The organism is Pseudonocardia endophytica (assembly GCF_004339565.1).
In the GTDB taxonomy this organism is placed as follows: domain Bacteria; phylum Actinomycetota; class Actinomycetes; order Mycobacteriales; family Pseudonocardiaceae; genus Pseudonocardia; species Pseudonocardia endophytica.
The window spans coordinates 2,388,327-2,407,574 of the sequence record NZ_SMFZ01000001.1 but is presented as its reverse complement, the minus strand read 5'-3'; the positions used below and the strand labels follow the sequence as shown (position 1 = coordinate 2,407,574).

Genomic DNA, 19,248 nt, shown 5'->3' with positions numbered 1-19,248 from the left:
CTGGTGGACCGAGCTATGCGTGGTACGCGGTCGATGCCGTCACTCGCTCTCTCATCTGCTCTCCCACGCGCCCGGCAGCGCTGACAACTCGTCGACGGTCCCCGGGAAGCGCCCGGAGACCACGTCGGTGAGGGTCACACCCTCCAGTACGTGGCGGATGCTGGATCGCAGCGCGACCCACACCTGCGGGAGGTGGGCGGCCTCGCCCGCATAGCCGACGTCCTGTGCGGGCAGACCGTGCACGGTGGCGAGGGGCCCGTCGACCGAGCGGATGACGTCGGCGAGTGAGATCGTGCGGCCCGGCCTGCTCAGCCAGTACCCGCCGTCCACGCCGCGCTGGCTGCGCACCAGTCCGGCCCGGCGGAGCTGGCCGAGGATCCCCTCCAGGTACTTCTCCGGCATGCCCTGGCGGCGCGCGATCTCGGCACAGCTCACCGGGTCACCCTCGGTGGTCACGAGGACGAGGGCGGCCCTGATCGCGTAGTCCGCCTTCGTCGAGATCCGCACCCGGTCGATCCTGCCAGGTCGGGTCTGCGACGAGGCTCAGGACGCAGTCCGCTGGACGAGGCTCGCCAGGTCGTCGATCACCCGCGCTCGCCCGCCGTCCAGGACGCCGAGCTCGGCGCCGTCGGCGTCGAGCACGATGAACAGCGGGTCGTCGCCGCCCGCCCTGGTCCCCACGACGACGTGCAGCCGGACCCGGCTGCTGTTACTGGCCAGGCGGCCGAGCTGGGAGAGCGCGGGGGGCACCGCCTCCGGCTGCACGTGGGCGAGCACGTCGAGCGGGCCGGGCAGGCGGTCGAGGGCCGACCGCTCGGCGTCGGTGAGGTCCCCGCCCCGGCGCCTGCGGCGTCCGGGGGTGAGGCGGAGATAGTCCTCGAAGGACAGCGACTCGCGGATGGCGCGGTCGTGCGGGGCGTGCGGCGTGGGGCGGACGGCAGAGACGTGCGACGACGGCATGACGGAGACCTCGACCGGGGCCGGGGCGGGCGAGCACGGGGACCGGTCGCCCACCCATCACTGACGGGGGACGGTGACTGTCCTGATCAGTGACAGAGAGCGCTGCAGACGCGTCCGAGGTCGACGCTCCGACGGCGCGTCAGACTCCGGAGGAGTGAGACACGGATGTCGGGCACGTCGCCCATCGTGACACGGCGGGACGACCGGTGACGTGTGGACCGTGTCACGCCCCGGTCAGAAGAACGACGCGTCCGGCGGCAGGGTCCCGTTGAGCGCATGGTCGCCCAGCACGCGCGCCTTGTAGGACGCGGGATTGTGCGAGGCGAGCGTGCGGACGTTGCGCCAGTGCCGGTCCAGGTGCGCCGAGGCCTTCGTGGCACTGGCCCCGCCCGCGTCGAACAGCGCGGTGGCGGTGTCCAGGGCGAGCCCGTCGACGACGATCTTGGTGCGGGCGGCCGCCAGCGACGCCGCGAGATGCAGGTCCGGGTCCGGGTCGTCATCTGCCCAGGCCGCCTCGAGCCTGCGGGCGGCGTCGCGGACGGCGGTGTCCGCGACGTGCGCGGCCGCGCCGATGCGGCCGACGACCTCCTGCAGGGCGGGCTCGTGCCGCGGTTCGGGTGCGACACCGTGGTAGTAGTTCCGTCGCCTGCCGATGACCAGTGCCACGGCGTCCCGCTCCGCCGCCCGGACGATTCCCGCGATCGTCGTGGTCAGCCAGAGCTGCGCATAGGTGGCCTCGTAGGGGCGCCGGTCCGCGGGACCGCCACTGCCCTCACGGGCGCTCGACACCTCGTCCGGGGCCACCGCCACGTCCCGGAACCGGGTGGTGCCCGACCCGGTCAGCCGCTGGCCGATCCCGTCCCAGTCGTCGAGTACCTCGACCCCCGGCCGGTCGCTCGGCACGATCACCGACACCGTGGCGCCGTCCGGCCCCGCCGCGGTCACCGAGATCCACTGGAAGTACAGGTTCCCGGTGCTGTAGATCTTCTCCCCGTCCAGGACCAGGCCGTCCGGTGTGGACCGCAGGGCCGTCGTGAAGCGGGTGCTCCCGGCGGGGGCGGACCCGTTCTCGTTGAACGAGCCGCCGTGCAGCTCGCCGCGCAGGACGCCGGGCAGCCACCGCCGCCTGCGGTCGGACGCGCCGGGGCGGAGCAGGCCCTCCACGAACAGGAAGTGGTTGCGCAGGCTGTGCGCCAGGTTGGGGTCGGCCTGGGCGAGCTCGTGGACCACGCCGAAGAGCTCCGCGACGCCCAGCCCGGCGCCACCGGCCGCCCGGGGCACCCGTGCCGCCCCGAGCCCCAGGTCGCGGAGCCTGCGGACGAACGGCTGCAGCGGCCCGCGGGTGGCGTCGCGCTCGCCCGCACCCTCGGCGAGCTCGGCGAGCAGCTCGCGGTACTCCGCGGAGAGGGGGTCGAACACCGCCGTGGTCGCGGCCCTCGTCGTTGTCGTCATCGGTCCACCAGCTCTCGTGTCGCACGGTAGGAGGAGGTTTCCCCGAGGTGGTCGCGCAGCGTCCGCCCGGCGTAGGAGGTGCGGAACAGGCGACGCCGCTGCAGCTCGGGCACGACGTGGTCGACGAAGGCATCGAGGCCGTCCGGGAGGGAGTCCATGTTCAGGTTGAAGCCGTCGGCGGCGCCGCGCCGGAACCACTCGGCCATCTCGTCGGCGACCTGCTCCGGCGTGCCGACGAGCACCCGGTGGCCGCCGAGCGGGTTGCGGCGCAACAGCTCCCGCACCGTCAGGCCGTCCCGGCGGGCCTCGGCCACCAGTCCGCGGACGAAGGCGGCCGCGACGACTCCCGGCCCACCTGCCGCGAGGTCGTCGGGCAGCGGCCGGTCGAGGTCGAGCACGCCGGGCGGGATCCCGAGGCGCAGCTCCAGGCGCCCGAGCTCGGCGGTCGCGTCGAGCCGGTCGTCGAGCTCGTCCTTGCGCCTGCGCGCCTCCGCCTCGGTGGACCCGAGCACGGGGAGCAGCCCGGGCAGCACGACGGGGGCGACGTCGCGCCCGTGCCGCCGTGCCCGGTCGGTGAGGTCGGTGCGGAAGCGGACCGCGCCGTCGAGATCGCGCTGCACGGTGAACACCGCGTCGGACAGCCGAGCGGCGACGTCGCGGTACTCGGGGGAGTCTCCGGCCTGGACGATCACCGGCCGGCCCCACGGGCCGAGGGGGACGTTCAGCGGTCCCCTGACCCGGAAGGACCGGCCGCGGTGCCCGATCGGCCGGACGCGGTCGAGGTCGGCGAACACCCCGCGCTCGCGGTCGGCCAGGACGGCGTCCGCGGGGAAGCTGTCCCACAGGGCGACCACGGTCTCGACGAACTCCGCCGCCCGCGCGTAGCGCTCCGGGGGGTCGAGCACCGGCTGGTCGCCGTGGTTGGCGAGCATGGCGGGCGTCTGGCTGGTGACCACGTTCCAGGCCGTCCGGCCGCCGGTCACGTGGGCCAGCGAGGCGAACCGGCGGGCGACCGAGAACGGGTCGCCGACGATCACCGAGGTGGTCGCGACGAACCCGATCCGGCTGGTGGCCGCGGCCATCGCGGGCACGACGACGGTCGGGTCGAGCGCGTGCCACGGTCGCCAGGCCGCCTCCTCGCCGAGCGCGGGGGTGTCGGCGAGGAACACGGCGTCGAACAGGCCGCGTTCGGCGGTCCGCGCGTGCCGCGCGTACTCGGCGGGGTCGAGGAACGCGTGCGGGTCTGGCTGGGTGCGCCACGCGCCGTCGTGGCGCCCCGAGCCCAGCAGGTTCAGGTTGAGGTGCAGGGTGCGGGTCACTTGGCCGACCTCGCGGCGCGCTCGATCGCGGCGTTGTAGCGGTCGTCGAACACCAGGCCGATGTCGACCTGGTTCTTGGTGAACCCGACGCCGTGCAGCCGGTCGATCACCTTCTGCTCGGCCGCGACGGCTTGCGGCGTCACCGGGACCACGCGGACGCCGGCCAGCTTGGCGCGGGTCAGCGCCGTCTTCTCGTCGATCTTGGAGAAGTCCGCGACGAGCTTCGCCGACCGATCCAGGTCGGCGTTCCACCAGGCGTGGAACCGGGTGATCCGTCCGACGAGGTCCTCCAGCGCGGCCGCCGTGGCCGGGTCGTCGAGAACCGCCTTCCGTGCGGTGAGCGCCGTGGTGCCGGGATAGCCGAACTGCTTGCTGGTGGAGATGACCCGTGCGCCATCGGAGATCGCCGCGGCCAGCCCGTCGGCGCTGTTCACGTCCGCGTCGAGCGAGCCGGTGCGCAGCAGCTGCGGGCGGTCCTTGTACGGCACGTCGACGCCCTGGACGTCGTCCGGGGACAGCCCGGCCGAGTCGAGGGCCAGCAGGAACGCGGCGTGGTTGTTGCCGCCCGAATTGAAGCCGACACGCGTGCCGCGCAGGTCCGCGATCGAGTTGACACCCGGCAGGTCCTTCTTGACCGCGACGACCGCTGGCGGGTACTCGTCGGCGAACGCGGGCTCGAGCAACGCGACGGTCTTGAACCGCACGTCCTCGTCGGTCCACGCGGTGGCGGCGTCGGCCTGCGCCTTCTCCGGCGCCGTGGAGCTGAGCCCCCAGACCAGGTCGATGGCGTCGGCGTTGAGGGACTCCATCGCGGGGCCCGCGGCGACCGACACCGACCAGTCGATCGTGTAGGGCGTGTCGGCGAACAGCCCGGACCTCTCGGCGGCTTCGATGGTCTGCTCCTGGAAGGGGCCGACGCGCAGCGTGACGTCGCTGAGGTCGAGGCTGCCGTCCGCGTTGCGGGCCGGTGCGCCGGACCCGCCCCCGGCGGCACACGCCGAGAGCGCGACCGCCAGCAGGGTGAACAGGGCCGCGTACACCCGGGATCGGGGTCGGGTCACGGGGAGACCGCCTCTCGGGAGGGACCGGTGGGGGCCGGTGCGTCGGTGGGGACCGGGTCGGCGGACACGCCGAGCTCGGTGAGGAAGCGACGGCGCAGCTCGTCGCGGTATCCGGCGTCGCCCGCGTCGACGCGGGCCCGGTCGATCGGGAGGTCGACCGCGATCCCGCCGTCGCGCAGGACGGCGACCCGGTCGGCCAGCAGCACGGCCTCCGCGACGTCGTGGGTGACGAGCAGCGTCGCAGGCAGGTGACGGGCGCAGAGCTCGCGCACCAGTCCGTGCATGCGCTGCCGGGTCAGTGCGTCCAGGGCTGCGAACGGCTCGTCGAGCAGGAGCAGCGCGGGTTCCCGGACCAGCGCCCTGGCCAGCGCGACCCGTTGGGCCTCCCCGCCGGACAGGGTGCGGGGCCAGCCCCGTGCGTGGCGCTCGAGCCCGACCTCGCGCAGTGCCTCCACGGCGTGTCGCTCGTCGGCGAGCGGGCCGGGTCGTCCGAGGATCACGTTGCGCCAGACACGTTTCGAGGGGATCAGCCGCGGGTCCTGGAACACCACGGAGCGCGACTCCGGCACCTGGACGTAGCCCTCGTCGGCGCGGTCGAGGTCGGCGAGGATGCGCAGCAGGGTGCTCTTGCCGCTGCCGGACGCACCGATCAGCGCCACGAACTCGCCGCGCCGGATCGTCAGGTCGACGCCGTCGAGCACCGCGCGGTCTCCGAACACCCGCCGCACCCCACGCAGGTCGACGGCCGGTCCGGACCGGGGGTTCGTCCCCTCCTCCCGGGCGGTCATGCGCCGACGTTCTCGACGTGCCATGGCATGAGCACCTTGGCGAGCGCGCGGCTGAGCAGGTCGACCACGATGCCGAGCGCGGCGTAGACGACGATGCCGGCCAGGACGAGGTCGACACGCAGGCTGTTGCGGGCGTCCATCACGATGTAGCCCAGTCCCGACCGCGCGTTGACCTGCTCGGCGGCGACCAGCGCGAGCAGCGACACCCCGAGCGAGTAGCGCACGCCGACCAGCAGGGTAGGCAGGGCCAGCGGCAGCGTGATCTGCCGGACGACCTCGGAGCGGGACAGGCCGAACGTGCGGCCGGCCTCGACCAGCCGCGGGTCCACCCCGCGCACCCCGGCGTAGGTGTTGAAGTAGACGGCGAACGTGCAGGCGGCGGCGATCAGCGCGACCTTGGGCGCCTCCCCGATCCCGAACCAGATCATGAACAGCGGGATGAGCGCCAGGAACGGCACGGTCCGCAACATCTGCACCGTCGAGTCGAGCATCTCCTCGCCGAGCCGGGAGAGCCCGGTCAGCAGGCCGAGCACCAGCCCGGTGACCAGGCCGATCAGGAATCCGACGGCGGCACGCTGCAGGGACGCCGCGATGCTGTCCCGCAGCAGGCCGTCCTGCCACAGCTCCACCAGCGCACGGCCGACCGTGACCGGCGAGTCCAGCACGAGCTGCGGGATCAGCCCGGTCGACGAGCCGGCCTGCCACAGGCCGAGGAGGGCGAGCGGGACGAGGACCCGCAGCCAGCGCCGCCACCGGCCGCTGCGGCGCCCGGTCCGGGCCCTGGCCGGGAGGACGACGCTGCCCGGTGGCGGGGCCGTCGGTGCGAGGACGGTCACGACGCGGTCCGGAACGTGACGACGCCGTCCCGCGCGACCTGGTCGACCGCCTGCCGCCCCCACCGCACGTAGTCGGCGTAGAACGCCCGCCGCGACTCGAGATCGGGATGGTCGGGGTAGAGCCCGTCCGGGCCGGTCAGGTGCTCGCCGGGGGCACCGGTGAGCGACAGGCCCGCATCGCGCCATGCCGCGTTGCCGCCGTCGAGCACGAAGAGGTCGACGCCGGGGGTCCGGTCGTCGAGATCGGCGGCGGCGAGACCCGCGAGCACCCCGTCGCCCGAGGTGAGCACGACCGGGGCGGAGCGCAGCGCGCGCAGGGCGTCGGCGAGCTCGGAGCGCCGGGCGAACCGGGCGCCGTCGGCGTGCTCGGCGCGGTAGGTGTCGGACGGCCCGACGTCGACCAGCACCGCGCCGTCGGCCACCAGCCGCTGCGCCTGCGCCGCGGGCACGAGGCCCGCGCCGCGGTGCGGGTCGCCGAGCGGTGCGGGCCGCGGCTCCGGCCCGTACTCCAGCTCCCGGCCGGCGAACGCGTCGACGAGGATCTCGACGTCGTCCAGGCCGAGCTGGGTCAGCCAGGCGGCCGCCGAGGTCGCGCGAACCCCGTCGCGGCCGTCGACCAGCACGATCCGGGCACGGAACGTGCCGATTTACTCGTCGAGCGTCTGCAGAAGCTGACCGCCCGGCACGGACCGGCTGCCCGGCAGGTGGCCCGCGGCGTACTCGACCGGGTCGCGGACGTCGAGCAGGTAGAGAGTGCGGTCCGGGTCGGTGCGGTAGCCCGCGACCGTGCCGTGGTCGACGGTCCGCACCCCGAACGTGTCCCGGAGTCGGGCGGCCGCCGCGACGGCGGCGTCCAGCCCCGCCGGTGTCGGCGTTCCGAGCTGGGTGCGTGCGCCGCGTGCGGGCTCCAGGCCCGCGAACTCCCATGCGGCCGTCCCGTCCCGCAGGACCCGGACCGGGTTCGGGAGCCCCGCGTTGATCAGGACCTGGGCGCCGAGGATCCCCCGGGTGCGGCCCGCGCAGTTCACGACCACCTGCTGGTCCGGCGAGGTCACCGCCCCGAACACGCGCAGCACGAGCTCGCCGGAGGGGCAGGACACGGCGCCGGGGATGGAGACCCGGGTGAACTCGTCGAGCGTCCGGCTGTCCACGACGAGGACGTCCGGGTCGGCCTCGAGCAGCTCTGCGAGCTCGGTCGCCTCGATCTGCGGGGGCTCGTAGGTGTCCTGGACGAACTCGCCGAACGCCTTGAACAGCGAGCTCGCGCCGGTGATCAGCTCGAACCCGGCGGCGCGCCAGCCGTCGACACCACCCTCCAGGCTGCTCACCGCCGGGTAGCCGCCGTCGGTGAGCAGCCGGACCGCGCGGGCGGCGAGCCCGCCGCCGTCGCCGTCGACGACCACCACCCGGGTGCCGCGCCGGGGGACCAGGACCGGGGCGAGGATCTCGAGCCTGCTGAGCGGGGCGGGCACGGCGACGACGAGGTGGCCGGTGACGAAGACCGGCTGCTCGCGGACGTCCAGCACCGCGATCTCGGCGCCGTCGCGGAGCCGGGCGTGCAGGGTCGCGGCGTCGACCGACGACGGCGGGGCGTGGGTGGCGGTGGGAGTTGAGGGCACGAGGACTTCTCCGGTGGATCGTGGGAGTGGGACGAGTCGCCGTCGACCATCGGGCTCCGGCGGCAGAGAGCACCCCGGCAGCGGACGGACCGTCGGCCGGAGCCTAACCGAACAATTCCTACCAAGATAGTAGGTTATTCTGTATCGCGGGAATATGCCGCCCTGGCGTTAGTCTCGGCGCGAACCGTCGCTGCACCATGGAGCGGAACGCATGACCTCGTTCGTCCTCACGCCACTGACCGCCACCCTCGGAGTTCGGGTGACGGGCGTGGACATGGCCGCGCTGGCGGGGCCGGACCCGCACGGCGAGACGGTCGCGGCCCTGCGTGATCTCGTGCTGCGGCACAAGGTGGTCCTGCTCCCTGACCAGGTGCTCGACGCCGACGGGCACGTCGCCGTGGCGCGCCGGTTCGGTGACGTCACCCCCGGTAGCGCCGTGTTCCCTGGGATGGATCCCGCCCACCCGGAGATCCGGGTCTTCGACAGCAGGCGGTGGCTCGGGCGGCAGGACATGTGGCACACCGACATGCCGTACATGCCGACGCCGACGTCGCTCTCCGTCCTCTACGTGCGGATCGGCTCCCCGGGCAGCGGGCCGCTGCGCTGGGCGTCCACCGAGGCGGCCTACGACCGGCTCGACGAGCGCACCAGGCGGCGGATCCGCGACCTGCGCGCGGTCCATCACACGCCCGACCTGGACCGGTTCGTCCGCGCGTTCGGGCCCGGTGAGTGGGACGGCCCGCCGGTCACCGAGGTCCGCCCGGTCGACCATCCCGTGGTTCGTCGTCACCCCGAGACCGGACGGTTGGGGCTCTACGTCAACCCCTGGAGCACCCGCTCGGTGGTCGGCCTGGACGCCCGGGCGGGCACGCGGCTGCTGGAGAGGCTGTTCTCCGTGCTCACGGCACCCGCCTACCAGTGCGTCGTGTCGCCGGAGCCGGGCTCCCTGCTGCTCACCGACACCCGCGCCACGCTGCACCACGCCGACCACGTCGACGGGGCCCTGCGGATCGTGCACCGGGTGAGCGTCGCGGGGACCCGTCCGGTCGGCCCGGACGGCGGTGCGCCGTGAGCGTCGAGCCGGTGGTCCCCGCCGGCCAGGCAGCCCGGACCGACCCGAACACCGTGCAGTCGGTGCTGCGTGCCGCCGCTCTGCTGGACTGTTTCGCCGACGGCCCCGACGAGAAGGGGCTCTCCGAACTCGCCCGCGCGACCGGCCTGTCGGTGAGTACCGCCCACCGCCTGCTGCGCACGCTCGCCCAGGCGGGCCTGCTCTGGCACGACGGGAGCACGGAGCGCTACCTCCCGGGGCCCGGCCTGCTCAGGCTCTCCCGCGCGCTGCTCGACCGGGACGACCTGGCGAGCGTCCGCGAGCTGCTGGCAGCGGTCGCGCTGCAGGTCAGGCTGTCCGTACGGGTGGTGGTGCGGCGCGGCGACGAGGTCGAGACGGTACTGGTGGTCGACGTCGACGGGACCTCGCCCGACGCGGGACCGGGCGAGCGGTCGCCGGTGCACTCCACGGCCGCGGGCAAGGCGCTGTTGGCCTACGCGTCGGAGTCCGTACGGGAGACCGTCGAGGCGCTCGGGACGCTGCGGGCGCTCACCCCGGAGACCGTGACCGATCCGGACGCGCTCGCCGACGAGCTGGAGCGGGTCCGCACCCGCGCCTACGCGGTGGCCGACCGTGAGGAGCGGCCGGACCTGCGGGCCGTCGCCGTTCCGGTGCGTTCCGCGGACGGCGACGTGGTGGCCGCGCTGGAGGCGGTCGGCACGCCGGAGCGCTTCGACGTCGCCGACATCGCACGGCGGGGGAGGTTGCTGGCGGCCGCGGCGGGGGCACTGGGCCTGCCTGCGTCGCTGCTGGAGCCGACGCCGTGAGGGCAAAACCGACCTGTGTGCAGTGATTTACCGCATTGCGGGACAGAGGGCCTTTACGGCACTCGCGTCCCGCCGTACCGTGACAGTCGTCGGGCGGCGTCTCCTGTCGCTCGCCGGGTGAGCCGTCGTCGACGTGCGGGAGGTGCTGCCATGGCCGGGCGTTCGTCGTCGCGGATCCTCGGGCAGCTGCCCGCGGTCCGGCTGATCTCCTGCCACGAGCTCGATCTCATGCGGATCGTCTCGAGCAGCTGTCGCACGCACCTCGCGTGACCTGAGCACCTGCTCCTCCCACGGGGCGCCCCGTTCCGGCGTCGTCCCGCCCCCACGCGTGCCGTGGACCCGACAGCGTCGCTGCGCGGGGACACGGCCGTACCCCCACGACGGGAGACCCATGTCCAACGGCCTCGACGGCAAGCGGGCCATCGTCACCGGCGGCGGCACCGGCATCGGCTACGCCGTCGCCCTGGAGCTGGCCAGGGCGAACGTGTCGGTCGCCATCACCTCCCGGCGGGCGGAGGTGCTGGAGAAGGCGGCCGCGACGATCCGGGCCGAGGTCGGCGCCGAGGTCCTCACCGTGGTCGCGGACACCGGCGACGACGAGTCCGTGGCGAACCTGGTGGCGACCGTGAACCGGGAGCTGGGCGGCATCGACATCCTGGTCAACAACGCGGCCGAGCAGCCGGCCCAGCACGGGTCCAGCTACACCGACGCGACCGACGAGTGGTTCCAGCGGCAGATCAACGTCAAGGTCATCGGCTACCTGCGGACCATCCGCGCGGTCGCGCCGACCATGATCGCGAGCGGCTGGGGCCGCATCATCAACATCAGCGGCACCGGGTCGCGGCAGACGGTCTCCGTGATCGGCTCGGTCCGCAACGCGTCGGTCACGGCGCTGACCAAGAACGTGGCCGACGAGCTCGGCCCGCACGGGATCAACGTGACCGTCGTGCACCCCGGCGCCACCCGAACCGAGCGCTACGAGGAGCTGCAGAGGACCTCCGCGTTCAGCGAGTCCGTGCGGGCACGCCTGTCGGACAACGTGATCGGCCGCGTCGTCGAGCCCGAGGAGGTGGCGTGGGTGGTCGCGTTCCTGGCCTCGCCGCGCAGCGTCGCGATCACCGGCGACGGGATCGTCGCCGGCGGCGGCGTGCCCGGCTTCATCTACTACTGACCGACCCCCACCGACCGAACCACGAGGAGAGGGATTCCCACGGTGACCACCTCACTGGCGACCATCTCGGCCACGAGCCTGCACGACCTGCTGACCGACGGCGAGGAGTACGCCCTGCTCGACGTGCGGGAGGCGAGGGTGACCGCGGAGCAGGGCTCGATCCTGCTCGCGGTGTCGGTCCCGCTGAGCACGCTCGAGCTGCGGGTGGCCGGGCTCGTCCCGCGCCGCTCGACCCGCGTCGTCGTCTACGACGGCGGTGACGGCCTCGCCGAGCGGGGGGCCGCGCGGCTCGCCGAACTGGGCTACACCGACGTCGTGGTGCTCGAGGGCGGCCTGGCTGCCTGGGCGGAGGCCGGTTTCAAGGTCCAGAGCGGCGGCGACCACGTCATCGGCCAGGCCTTCGGCGAGTGGATCGAGGAGGTCTACTCGACCCCGCACATCAGCGTCGAGGAGTACCGGGCGAAGCTCGCCGCGGGCGAGGACGTCGTCCTGCTCGACAGCCGTCCGCTGCCGGAGTTCGAGAACCACAGTCTCCCCGGCGGGACCTCGGTTCCCGGCGCCGAGCTGGTCTACCGCGCCGGCGAGGTCGTGACCTCCCCGGACTCGCTGGTCGTGGTCAACTGCGCGGGCCGGACCCGCAGCATCCTCGGTGCGCAGGTGCTGATCAACGCCGGGCTGCCGAACCGGGTCGTCTCGCTCGAGGGCGGGACCCAGTCCTGGGTCCTCGAAGGCCACGAGCTCGACCACGGCGAGAGCTCGGCCGCGCCGCCGCCCGCCGAGCAGGCCCTGGAGAACGCCAAGGCCGCGGCCGGGCGGATCGCGGACCGCTTCGGGGTCAGAACCGTGGACGGCGACACCCTGCGACGCTTCCGGCAGGAGCAGCGGGAGCGCTCGCTGTACCTGCTCGACGTCCGGACGCCGGAGGAGTTCGAGCAGGGTCACCTCGCCGGGTCGGTCTCCGCCCCGAGCTGGGACGTCGCACCGTGGGTGTTCCGCTACATCGGCACCCACCACGCCCGGATCGTGCTGGTGGACAACGACCTCGTGCGCGCGACGGTCGCCGCCTCCTGGATCGTCCAGTTCGGCTGGGGCGAGGTGTTCGTGCTGCGGGATGCGCTGGCGGGCGAGGTGCTGGAGACCGGGCCGGTCCAGCGCGAGGTGCTCGGCGCTCCGGTGGCGGGTGTCGAACGGGTCAGCGCCGCCGAGCTGCGCGACCGGTCGGACGCGCAGGTCGTGGACCTGCAGCCGAGCCAGGACTTCCGGGCGGGCCACCTGCCAGGGGCGGTCTTCGCCCTGCGCTCGCGGCTGGTCGGGTCGGTCGAGGAGATCCCCGGAGACGGTCCGGTCGTGCTGACCTCGCCGGACGGCGTCCTCGCCGAGCTCGCCGCGGCGGAGCTGGCCCCGGCGACCGGGCGTCCGGTCCGGGTCCTCGACGGCGGCACCGCCGCATGGCGTGCGCATGGCCTCCCCCTGGAGACCGGCTTCGACGCGCCGCTGCACCCAGCGGACGACGTCGTCGCCTCCGGGTGGCGCGAGACCGACCCCGAGCGCCGCAAGGCCGGGTTCCGCGCCTACCTGTCCTGGGAGCTCGGTCTCGTCGCGGAGCTGAACCAGGACGACACCGTCCCGTTCGCGACGTTCCACTGACCCCGACCCCGAGGACAACAGATCATGGTTGCCCCCACGGCGCTCTCGTCGCATCCGGACGCCGCCGCCACCGACGAGGGCGCGGTGCCGCCGCTCGACGACCTCAGCCCGAGCGGCCTGCATCGGCGGAGCCGGACATGGTCCGCCTGGCGCGGACGCATCCTCCGGGTGGCGGTCCCCGCAGCCCTGATCGCCGTGTGGCAGCTGAGCGGAGCCACCGGGCTGATCAGCGAGTACGTGCTGCCGTCACCGCAGACCGTCCTGGGCGCGTTCGGTGAGCTGTGGTCCGGTGGAGACATCCAGGCCGCGCTGCCGGTCTCGCTGCACCGCGCGGGTGTCGGGCTGGCGATCGGGGTATCGATCGGGCTGGTGCTCGGCCTGTTCGCGGGCCTGTGGGCCATCGGCGAGGAGATCTTCGACGCGCCGATGCAGATGCTGCGGACGATCCCGTTCATCGCGGTGGTGCCGCTGTTCGTCACCTGGTTCGGGATCGGAGAGGAGCCCAAGATCATCCTGATCGCCGCGGCCACCGTGTTCCCGGTCTACCTGAACACGTACCACGGCGTCCGCGGCGTCGACAAGAAGCTGGTCGAGGCCGGGCTGACGTTCGGCCTGCGGGGCTGGCGGCTCTCCACGCGGGTCGTGCTGCCCACGGCACTGCCGTCCGTACTGACCGGGCTTCGCTACGCGACGGGCATCTCGCTGCTCGCCCTGGTGCTGGCCGAACAGATCAACGCCAGGGAGGGCATCGGCTACGTGCTGATCAACGCCAACCAGAACCAGCGCCCGGACATCGTCATCGCCGGGATCCTGATCTACGCACTGCTCGGCATCGTCGCGGACGTCGTCATGCGGTGGGTGGAGCACCTCGCGCTCCCGTGGAGGCCCCGTGTCACCCTCGGCTGACCCCGACCGTCCGCCGGCCACCGGGCGGGCCGCCGAGCTCGCCGTGGACGCGAGGGACGTCCGCCGGGTGTTCGGCGACCGTGCCGTGCTCGACGGGATCGACCTGCAGTTGCGCTCCGGGGACTTCGTCGCGCTGCTCGGCCCGTCGGGCACCGGCAAGACGACGCTGCTCCGGATCCTGGCCGGGCTGGACACCGCCGACGGCGGGCAGGTGCACGTCCCGCGCGCCCGCTCGGTGGTGTTCCAGGAGCCCCGGCTGGTGCCGTCCCGTCGCGTCTGGCGCAACGTCGTGCTCGGCGGGCGGAACCCCCGGGGGCTGCGGGCCACGGCCGAGCAGGCGCTGACCGAGGTCGGGCTCGCCTCGCACGCCGAGGCCTGGCCGGTGACCCTGTCCGGTGGCGAGGCGCAGCGCGTGGCCCTCGCCAGGGCGCTCGCAACCGAGCCGGGGCTGCTGCTGCTCGACGAGCCGTTCGCCGCACTGGACGCGCTGACCCGGATCCGGATGCACGAGCTGGTCGGCGAGCTCGTCGCCCGGCACCGGCCCGCGGTCCTGCTCGTGACCCACGACGTGGACGAGGCGATCCTGCTCGCCGACCGGGTACTGGTGCTGGCCGACGGGGAGATCGACGTCGACGTGCGCGTCGACCTGGACGAGCCCCGCCGCCGCGGTGACCCCCGGTTCCTGGAGTTGCGCGCGCTGCTGCTGGAGAAGCTCGGCGTCGGCCGCGAGGCCGCCACGGCCACCCGATGAGACCCACCGAAACCCTGAACCGAGGAAACACTGTGTCCACCCTTCTCCGCCGGGCGACCGTCGCCGCCGCGACCGTCCTGACCGGCGCGCTCCTCGCGGCCTGCAGCGCAGGGCTGCAGGGCGCCGCACCCGCCGCGACGTCCGGTGACCTCTCCGACGTCACCCTCACGTTCGGCTTCCAGACCGCCGACTACCCGGAGCTGCTCAAGGCCTCCGGCAAGTTCGAGGACCTCCCGTACACGCTGGAGACCCCGGTGATCTCCGGCCCGGCCCAGCAGATCGCGGCGCTCAACTCGCGGGCCACCGACGTGGGCCTGGTCGGTGAGAACACCGCGGCGTTCGAGGCCGACAACGCCGACGAGGACTGGTCGGCCACCGAGCCCCGGGTCTACACGATCGCGGGAGTGAGCGCCCCGCAGGCGCCGAACCCGTCGCCGTCGTTGTTCGTCCGCAAGTCGGCGGGGATCACCTCGCTGGCCGGCCTGCGCGGCAAGAAGGTCGCCTACAACTTCGGCGGCAACATCTACGCCGGGTACGTGAAGGTGCTCGCCGACGCGGGCCTGACCGTGAACGACATCGAGCCGGTCCAGCTGCCGGACAACCAGGCCGCGGCCGCCGCGTTCGTCGCCGGAAAGGTGGACGCCGTCGTCAGCGGGTACGCGCAGGTCAAGCAGGCCGTCGACGCCGGGGACGCGGTTCGCCTGGCGACCAACGTCGACCTCGGCGTCGAGGGCGGGGCCGGGTTCATCACCCGCGCCGACGTCCTCAAGGACCCCGCGAAGGTCGAGGCGATCAGGGACTTCTTCTCCCGCTTCAGCTCGCTCTACCGGGACTGGTACCCGAACAACGAGGCCGCCGTCACCGGGGTCTACCAGAGCGTGCTGAAGCAGAGCCCGGAGCTGGCGAAGATCAACTTCGACAACGGTGCGGTGACCCGCTTCTACAAGATCGGCGACCCCGCGTTCGTCGCGCGCCAGCAGGCCGTCGCGGACGCCGCGTTCGCCGCGGGTGGGGTCAAGCACAAGAGGGACGTCTCCGTCGTGTTCAACCCGATCATCGACCCGCAGACGGTGCCGGCGTCATGACCCGCGAACTCCACCTCAACGTCAACATCACCGACGCGGGCAAGCACGCGGCGGCGTGGCGCAAGCAGCCGGACCCCCGGTCGTTCCTGGACATCGGCTACTTCCAGCACATCGGCCGCGTCGCGGAGGCGGCCCGCCTGGACGCGATCTTCCTGTCCGACTACCCGGCGCTGACCGAGACCACCCCGACCAAGCCGTGGCAGTCCCTTGACCCGACGATCGTGCTGTCCGCGGTCGCGGCGGTGACCGAGCACATCGGACTGATCGGCACGGCCTCCACGACGTTCAACCACCCGTACGCGCTGGCCAGGCGGTTCGCGAGCCTCGACCACGTGAGCCGAGGCCGGATTGCCTGGAACATCGTCACGACCATGCACCCTGCGGCCTCCGCCGCCTACGGCCACGGCGCGCTGCCCGACCGCGACCAGCGTTACGCCCAGGCCGAGGAGTTCGTGGCCGCCACGGCCGCGCTGTGGGCGAGCTGGGACGCCGACGCCCTGGTCGCCGACCAGGAGGCCGGGACGTTCGCCCGGGGCGGCGCCGTGCATCCGGTGGCGTTGCAGGGCCGCTACCCGCTGGTCGGCGCGCTCAATGTCCCGCGAGGGCCGCAGGGCCGCCCGGTGCTGGTGCAGGCGGGCTCCTCGGAGGGCGGACGGACGCTCGCCGGGCGCTGGGCGGACGTCGTGTTCACCGCGCAGACGACCCTGCCCGAGGCCGCGGAGTTCTACGCGGACATCAACGCACGCGCCCGCGCGCACGGGCGGCCGGACGGGTCGGTGGTGGTCCTGCCCGGGCTGTTCCCGGTCGTCGGGTCGACCGAGGCCGAGGCGCTGGCCCGGCTGGCCGACCTCAACGAGCACTACGACTACGACCGCGAGCACGCCCGCCTGGCCGCCCAGCTCGGGGTCGGTGTCGAGGAGATCCCGCTGGACCGGCCGCTGGACCCGCGGGTCACGTCCGGCAGCGCGGTGTCCGGCTCCTCCCAGGGGTTCCTCGACGCGACGGTGCGGTTCGCGGTCGCGTCGGGCTGGACGATCCGGCAGCTGATCGACCGCAACGGGGGAGCGCACCGGATGGTGGTGGGCACCCCCGAGCAGATCGCCGACGACATCGAACTGTGGTTCACCGAGCGGGCCGCGGACGGCTTCAACCTCAACATCGACGTGCTGCCGGACGGGCTCGAGCGGGTCGTCGAGCACGTGGTCCCCGAGCTGCGCAGGCGGGGGATCTTCCGCAGCGAGTACGCCCACCGGACCCTGCGCGGCAACCTGGGGCTGCCCGCCGAGCCGTCGGACCCGGTCCCGCTCGGTACCGCGCCGCGCGACCGGGCGGTGGCGCCGGCATGACGGGAACGGAACAGCCGGTCCGCACGGCCCACCGGATCGCCTCCGAGGACGAGGCCGTCGCGGTCGCCAGCGTGCTGGCGGAGCGGTTCGCCCGCGAGGCCGTGCAGCGGGACCGGGACCGGGTCCTGCCCGCCGCCGAGCTGGACGAGCTGTCCGACGCCGGTCTGCTCGCGGTGACGGTGCCGCGCGCGCACGGCGGGGCCGGCATCAGCACGCTCGGCCTCGTCCGGATCGTCGCCCTGCTGTCCGCGGCCGACCCGTCGATCGGGCAGATTCCGCAGAACCACTTCGCCGGCATCGAGGGGCTGCGGGTCGAGCGGGGCGAGGCCCGCAAGGCGTTCTTCTACGACCGCATCCTGCGGGGCGACCGGCTCGGCAACGCCTCGGCCGAGCCGGGCGACCTCGCGCCGACGGAGCACCGGACGCGGATCCGGCGCGACGGCGACCGGTACCGGCTCGACGGGCGCAAGGTCTACTCGACGGGCGCGCTGTTCGCCCACTGGGTCCCGGTCTCGGCCACCGACGCGGACGGCGTGCACCACTCGGCGTTCGTCCCGCGGGACGCACCGGGGCTCACCGTGGTCGACGACTGGTCCGGGTTCGGCCAGCGGACCACGGCCAGCGGCACCGTGCTGCTGGACGGCGTGCTGGTGGACGCGCTGCACGTCGCGGCGACCCGGCGCGGCGACCCGACGCCCACGTCGGTGAGCCCGGTGTCGCAGATCTACCACGCGGCCGTCGACCTCGGGATCGCCAGGGCGGCACTGGACGACACCCTCGTGTTCCTCCGCACCACCGCCCACGCGGCACGGGGGAGCGGCGTGGCCCACGCGACCGAGGACCCGATCGCCGTGCGGGACGTCGGTGAGCTGACCGTGGCCTTCCACGCGGCCGAGGCGCTGCTGGAGCGGGCGGCGCGTGCGGTGGACCGCGCCCGCGCCACCGACGACCCCGACGACGCCGCCGGTGCACACGTCGCAGTGGCCGAGGCCAAGATCCTCACGACGACCGTCGCCCTGGACACGTCGAACCGGCTGTTCGAGCTCGCGGGCACCCAGTCGACCCTTCAGGTGCACGGCCTCGACCGGCACTGGCGCAACGCGCGGACCCACACGCTGCACGACGGGGTGCGGTGGAAGTACCACGCCGTCGGCAACTACGAGCTCAACGGGCTGCTGGCCGACCAGTGGACGCTCGGGCACCCGTACACCCCGTGGCCGCCCCGTGGCCGGACAGGAGACGCGAGATGACCGACATCGGGCGGCGGCGGCTGGGAACGGACGGGCCGTGGGTCTCGGCCGTCGGCCTCGGTTTCATGAGCTTCCGGACCGGGTCGGGGCCCGAGGAGGAACGGCAGGCGAGGGCCGTGGTGGACGCCGCGCTCGACGCGGGCGTCACGTTCGTCGACACCGCCGACGTCTACGGGCCCGAGCACAGCGAGATCCTGCTCGGCCGGGTCGTGCGGGGGCGCCGGGACCGGGTCGTGATCGCCACCAAGTTCGGCAACCCCCTCGACCGGGCCATGAACCCGGACCACCGGATCGACGGCAGGCCGGAGTACGTGCGGCGCGCGATCGAGGCCTCGCTGCGCAGGCTCGGCGTCGACCACGTGGACCTCTACTACCTGCACCGCGTGGACCCCACGGTGCCGATCGAGGACACCGTCGGAGCGCTGAAGGAACTCGTCCAGGCGGGCACGGTCGGCCACATCGGACTCTCCGAAGCGGGCCCGCAGACCATCCGGCGGGCGCACGCCGTGCATCCCCTCGCTGCCGTCCAGAGCGAGTGGTCGCTGTTCAGCCGGGACATCGAGGCCACGATCGTGCCCGTCACCCGCGAGCTCGGCATCGCGCTGGTCCCGTACTCGCCGCTCGGGAGGGCGTGGCTGACCGGCACGGTGCGCTCGCGCGCCGACCTGGACACCCACCGGGAGGCACACCCCCGCTTCGCCGAGGCGAACTTCGCGACGAACCGCGCCCTCGCCGACGAGGTGGCGACCGTCGCGGGAGAGCTCGGGGTGCGGCCGTCGCAGGTCGCGCTGGCCTGGGTGCTGGCCCGCGGCGAGGACGTCGTCCCGATCCCGGGGACCCGGCACCCGGAGTTCGTGCGGGAGAACGTGGGCGGCGTCGCGGTCGTGCTGAGTCCCGAGCAGCTCGGCAGGCTGGACGGACTTGCCGACCGGGTGGCAGGCGAGCGCGCGTACCGGCCGGAGACCATCGGGACCGAGGCACCGCCGTCGGAGGTCGCTGCGATCCGGAAGGGGCGGTGACGCTGCTGTCGGGCGCTGCTGCGTCGCCCGGTCTTCGGCCAGCCCAGGCAGCTGCCGCACCTTCGGGGAGGGTGTGACAGGGCCTGCCTCAAGTCCACCCCACACCTCGATGTCGAAGTCGGCGTTTCGCTGTTGAACCGTGCTGCACATCGTGCGTCGT

General features: G+C 73.5%; 19 protein-coding genes. 10 read left to right on the top strand and 9 right to left on the bottom strand.

The genetic code is table 11. The features are described from left to right. Positions 1 to 51: 51 nt before the first annotated feature. The 9 genes from EV378_RS10780 to EV378_RS10745 form a co-directional block, all read right to left on the bottom strand. Positions 52 to 507, bottom strand: coding sequence for an RrF2 family transcriptional regulator (locus EV378_RS10780; RefSeq protein WP_132423428.1), 456 nt, complete (start codon positions 505 to 507; stop codon positions 52 to 54). A gap of 36 nt (positions 508 to 543) precedes the next feature. After that, a complete protein-coding gene (locus tag EV378_RS10775) occupies positions 544 to 960 on the bottom strand; it encodes a hypothetical protein (protein ID WP_132423426.1) in 417 nt (138 codons plus the stop codon). A 234-nt stretch (positions 961 to 1,194) separates the two neighbouring features. After that, on the bottom strand, positions 1,195 to 2,412 hold the full coding sequence (locus EV378_RS10770) for an acyl-CoA dehydrogenase family protein (RefSeq protein WP_132423423.1): 1,218 nt from the start codon (positions 2,410 to 2,412) through the stop codon (positions 1,195 to 1,197). Continuing rightward, a complete protein-coding gene (locus tag EV378_RS10765; RefSeq protein WP_132423420.1) occupies positions 2,409 to 3,731 on the bottom strand; it encodes an NtaA/DmoA family FMN-dependent monooxygenase in 1,323 nt (440 codons plus the stop codon). The genes EV378_RS10770 and EV378_RS10765 overlap by 4 nt, the downstream gene beginning before the upstream one ends. Beyond that, positions 3,728 to 4,792 (bottom strand): ABC transporter substrate-binding protein, encoded by a 1,065-nt coding sequence (locus EV378_RS10760; protein WP_132423417.1) that lies wholly within the window; start codon positions 4,790 to 4,792, stop codon positions 3,728 to 3,730. Before EV378_RS10760 ends, EV378_RS10765 begins: the two co-directional genes overlap by 4 nt. Next, on the bottom strand, positions 4,789 to 5,580 hold the full coding sequence (locus tag EV378_RS10755; RefSeq protein WP_207908631.1) for an ABC transporter ATP-binding protein: 792 nt from the start codon (positions 5,578 to 5,580) through the stop codon (positions 4,789 to 4,791). Before EV378_RS10755 ends, EV378_RS10760 begins: the two co-directional genes overlap by 4 nt. Further along, the gene (locus EV378_RS10750; protein ID WP_243653380.1) at positions 5,577 to 6,416 is read right to left on the bottom strand and encodes an ABC transporter permease; all 840 of its coding nucleotides are present in this window, start codon (positions 6,414 to 6,416) and stop codon (positions 5,577 to 5,579) included. Before EV378_RS10750 ends, EV378_RS10755 begins: the two co-directional genes overlap by 4 nt. Next, complete coding sequence (locus EV378_RS36245) at positions 6,413 to 7,039, bottom strand: rhodanese-like domain-containing protein (RefSeq protein ID WP_243653379.1); 627 nt, start codon at positions 7,037 to 7,039, stop codon at positions 6,413 to 6,415. Before EV378_RS36245 ends, EV378_RS10750 begins: the two co-directional genes overlap by 4 nt. A gap of 24 nt (positions 7,040 to 7,063) precedes the next feature. Then, complete coding sequence (locus tag EV378_RS10745) at positions 7,064 to 8,035, bottom strand: rhodanese-like domain-containing protein (RefSeq protein WP_132423408.1); 972 nt, start codon at positions 8,033 to 8,035, stop codon at positions 7,064 to 7,066. Between the two features lie 211 nt (positions 8,036 to 8,246). On the opposite strand from EV378_RS10745, the gene EV378_RS10740 reads away from it, so the two are divergent. From EV378_RS10740 to EV378_RS10695, 10 genes are all read left to right on the top strand, one after another. After that, the gene (locus EV378_RS10740; protein WP_132423406.1) at positions 8,247 to 9,107 is read left to right on the top strand and encodes a TauD/TfdA dioxygenase family protein; all 861 of its coding nucleotides are present in this window, start codon (positions 8,247 to 8,249) and stop codon (positions 9,105 to 9,107) included. After that, positions 9,104 to 9,913: an IclR family transcriptional regulator gene (locus EV378_RS10735; RefSeq protein WP_165922237.1), complete on the top strand. Its 810-nt coding sequence runs from the start codon at positions 9,104 to 9,106 to the stop codon at positions 9,911 to 9,913. The genes EV378_RS10740 and EV378_RS10735 overlap by 4 nt, the downstream gene beginning before the upstream one ends. Positions 9,914 to 10,304: 391 nt before the next feature. Continuing rightward, positions 10,305 to 11,084, top strand: coding sequence for an SDR family NAD(P)-dependent oxidoreductase (locus EV378_RS10730; protein WP_132423400.1), 780 nt, complete (start codon positions 10,305 to 10,307; stop codon positions 11,082 to 11,084). 42 nt (positions 11,085 to 11,126) lie between these two features. Further along, complete coding sequence (locus tag EV378_RS10725) at positions 11,127 to 12,731, top strand: rhodanese-like domain-containing protein (RefSeq protein ID WP_132423397.1); 1,605 nt, start codon at positions 11,127 to 11,129, stop codon at positions 12,729 to 12,731. Positions 12,732 to 12,755: 24 nt separating this feature from the next. Then, positions 12,756 to 13,637: an ABC transporter permease gene (locus EV378_RS10720; RefSeq protein ID WP_132423394.1), complete on the top strand. Its 882-nt coding sequence runs from the start codon at positions 12,756 to 12,758 to the stop codon at positions 13,635 to 13,637. Beyond that, entirely contained in the window at positions 13,621 to 14,388 is a 768-nt protein-coding gene (locus tag EV378_RS10715) for an ABC transporter ATP-binding protein (protein ID WP_132423391.1), read from the top strand. Before EV378_RS10720 ends, EV378_RS10715 begins: the two co-directional genes overlap by 17 nt. A 32-nt stretch (positions 14,389 to 14,420) precedes the next feature. Further along, a complete protein-coding gene (locus EV378_RS10710; protein ID WP_132423388.1) occupies positions 14,421 to 15,473 on the top strand; it encodes an ABC transporter substrate-binding protein in 1,053 nt (350 codons plus the stop codon). Then, a complete protein-coding gene (locus EV378_RS10705) occupies positions 15,470 to 16,819 on the top strand; it encodes an NtaA/DmoA family FMN-dependent monooxygenase (protein ID WP_132423385.1) in 1,350 nt (449 codons plus the stop codon). Before EV378_RS10710 ends, EV378_RS10705 begins: the two co-directional genes overlap by 4 nt. Further along, positions 16,816 to 18,069, top strand: a complete 1,254-nt coding sequence (locus EV378_RS10700; protein ID WP_132423382.1) for an SfnB family sulfur acquisition oxidoreductase — start codon at positions 16,816 to 16,818, stop codon at positions 18,067 to 18,069. Before EV378_RS10705 ends, EV378_RS10700 begins: the two co-directional genes overlap by 4 nt. Continuing rightward, positions 18,066 to 19,088 (top strand): aldo/keto reductase, encoded by a 1,023-nt coding sequence (locus tag EV378_RS10695; protein ID WP_132423379.1) that lies wholly within the window; start codon positions 18,066 to 18,068, stop codon positions 19,086 to 19,088. Before EV378_RS10700 ends, EV378_RS10695 begins: the two co-directional genes overlap by 4 nt. Positions 19,089 to 19,248 lie beyond the last annotated feature (160 nt).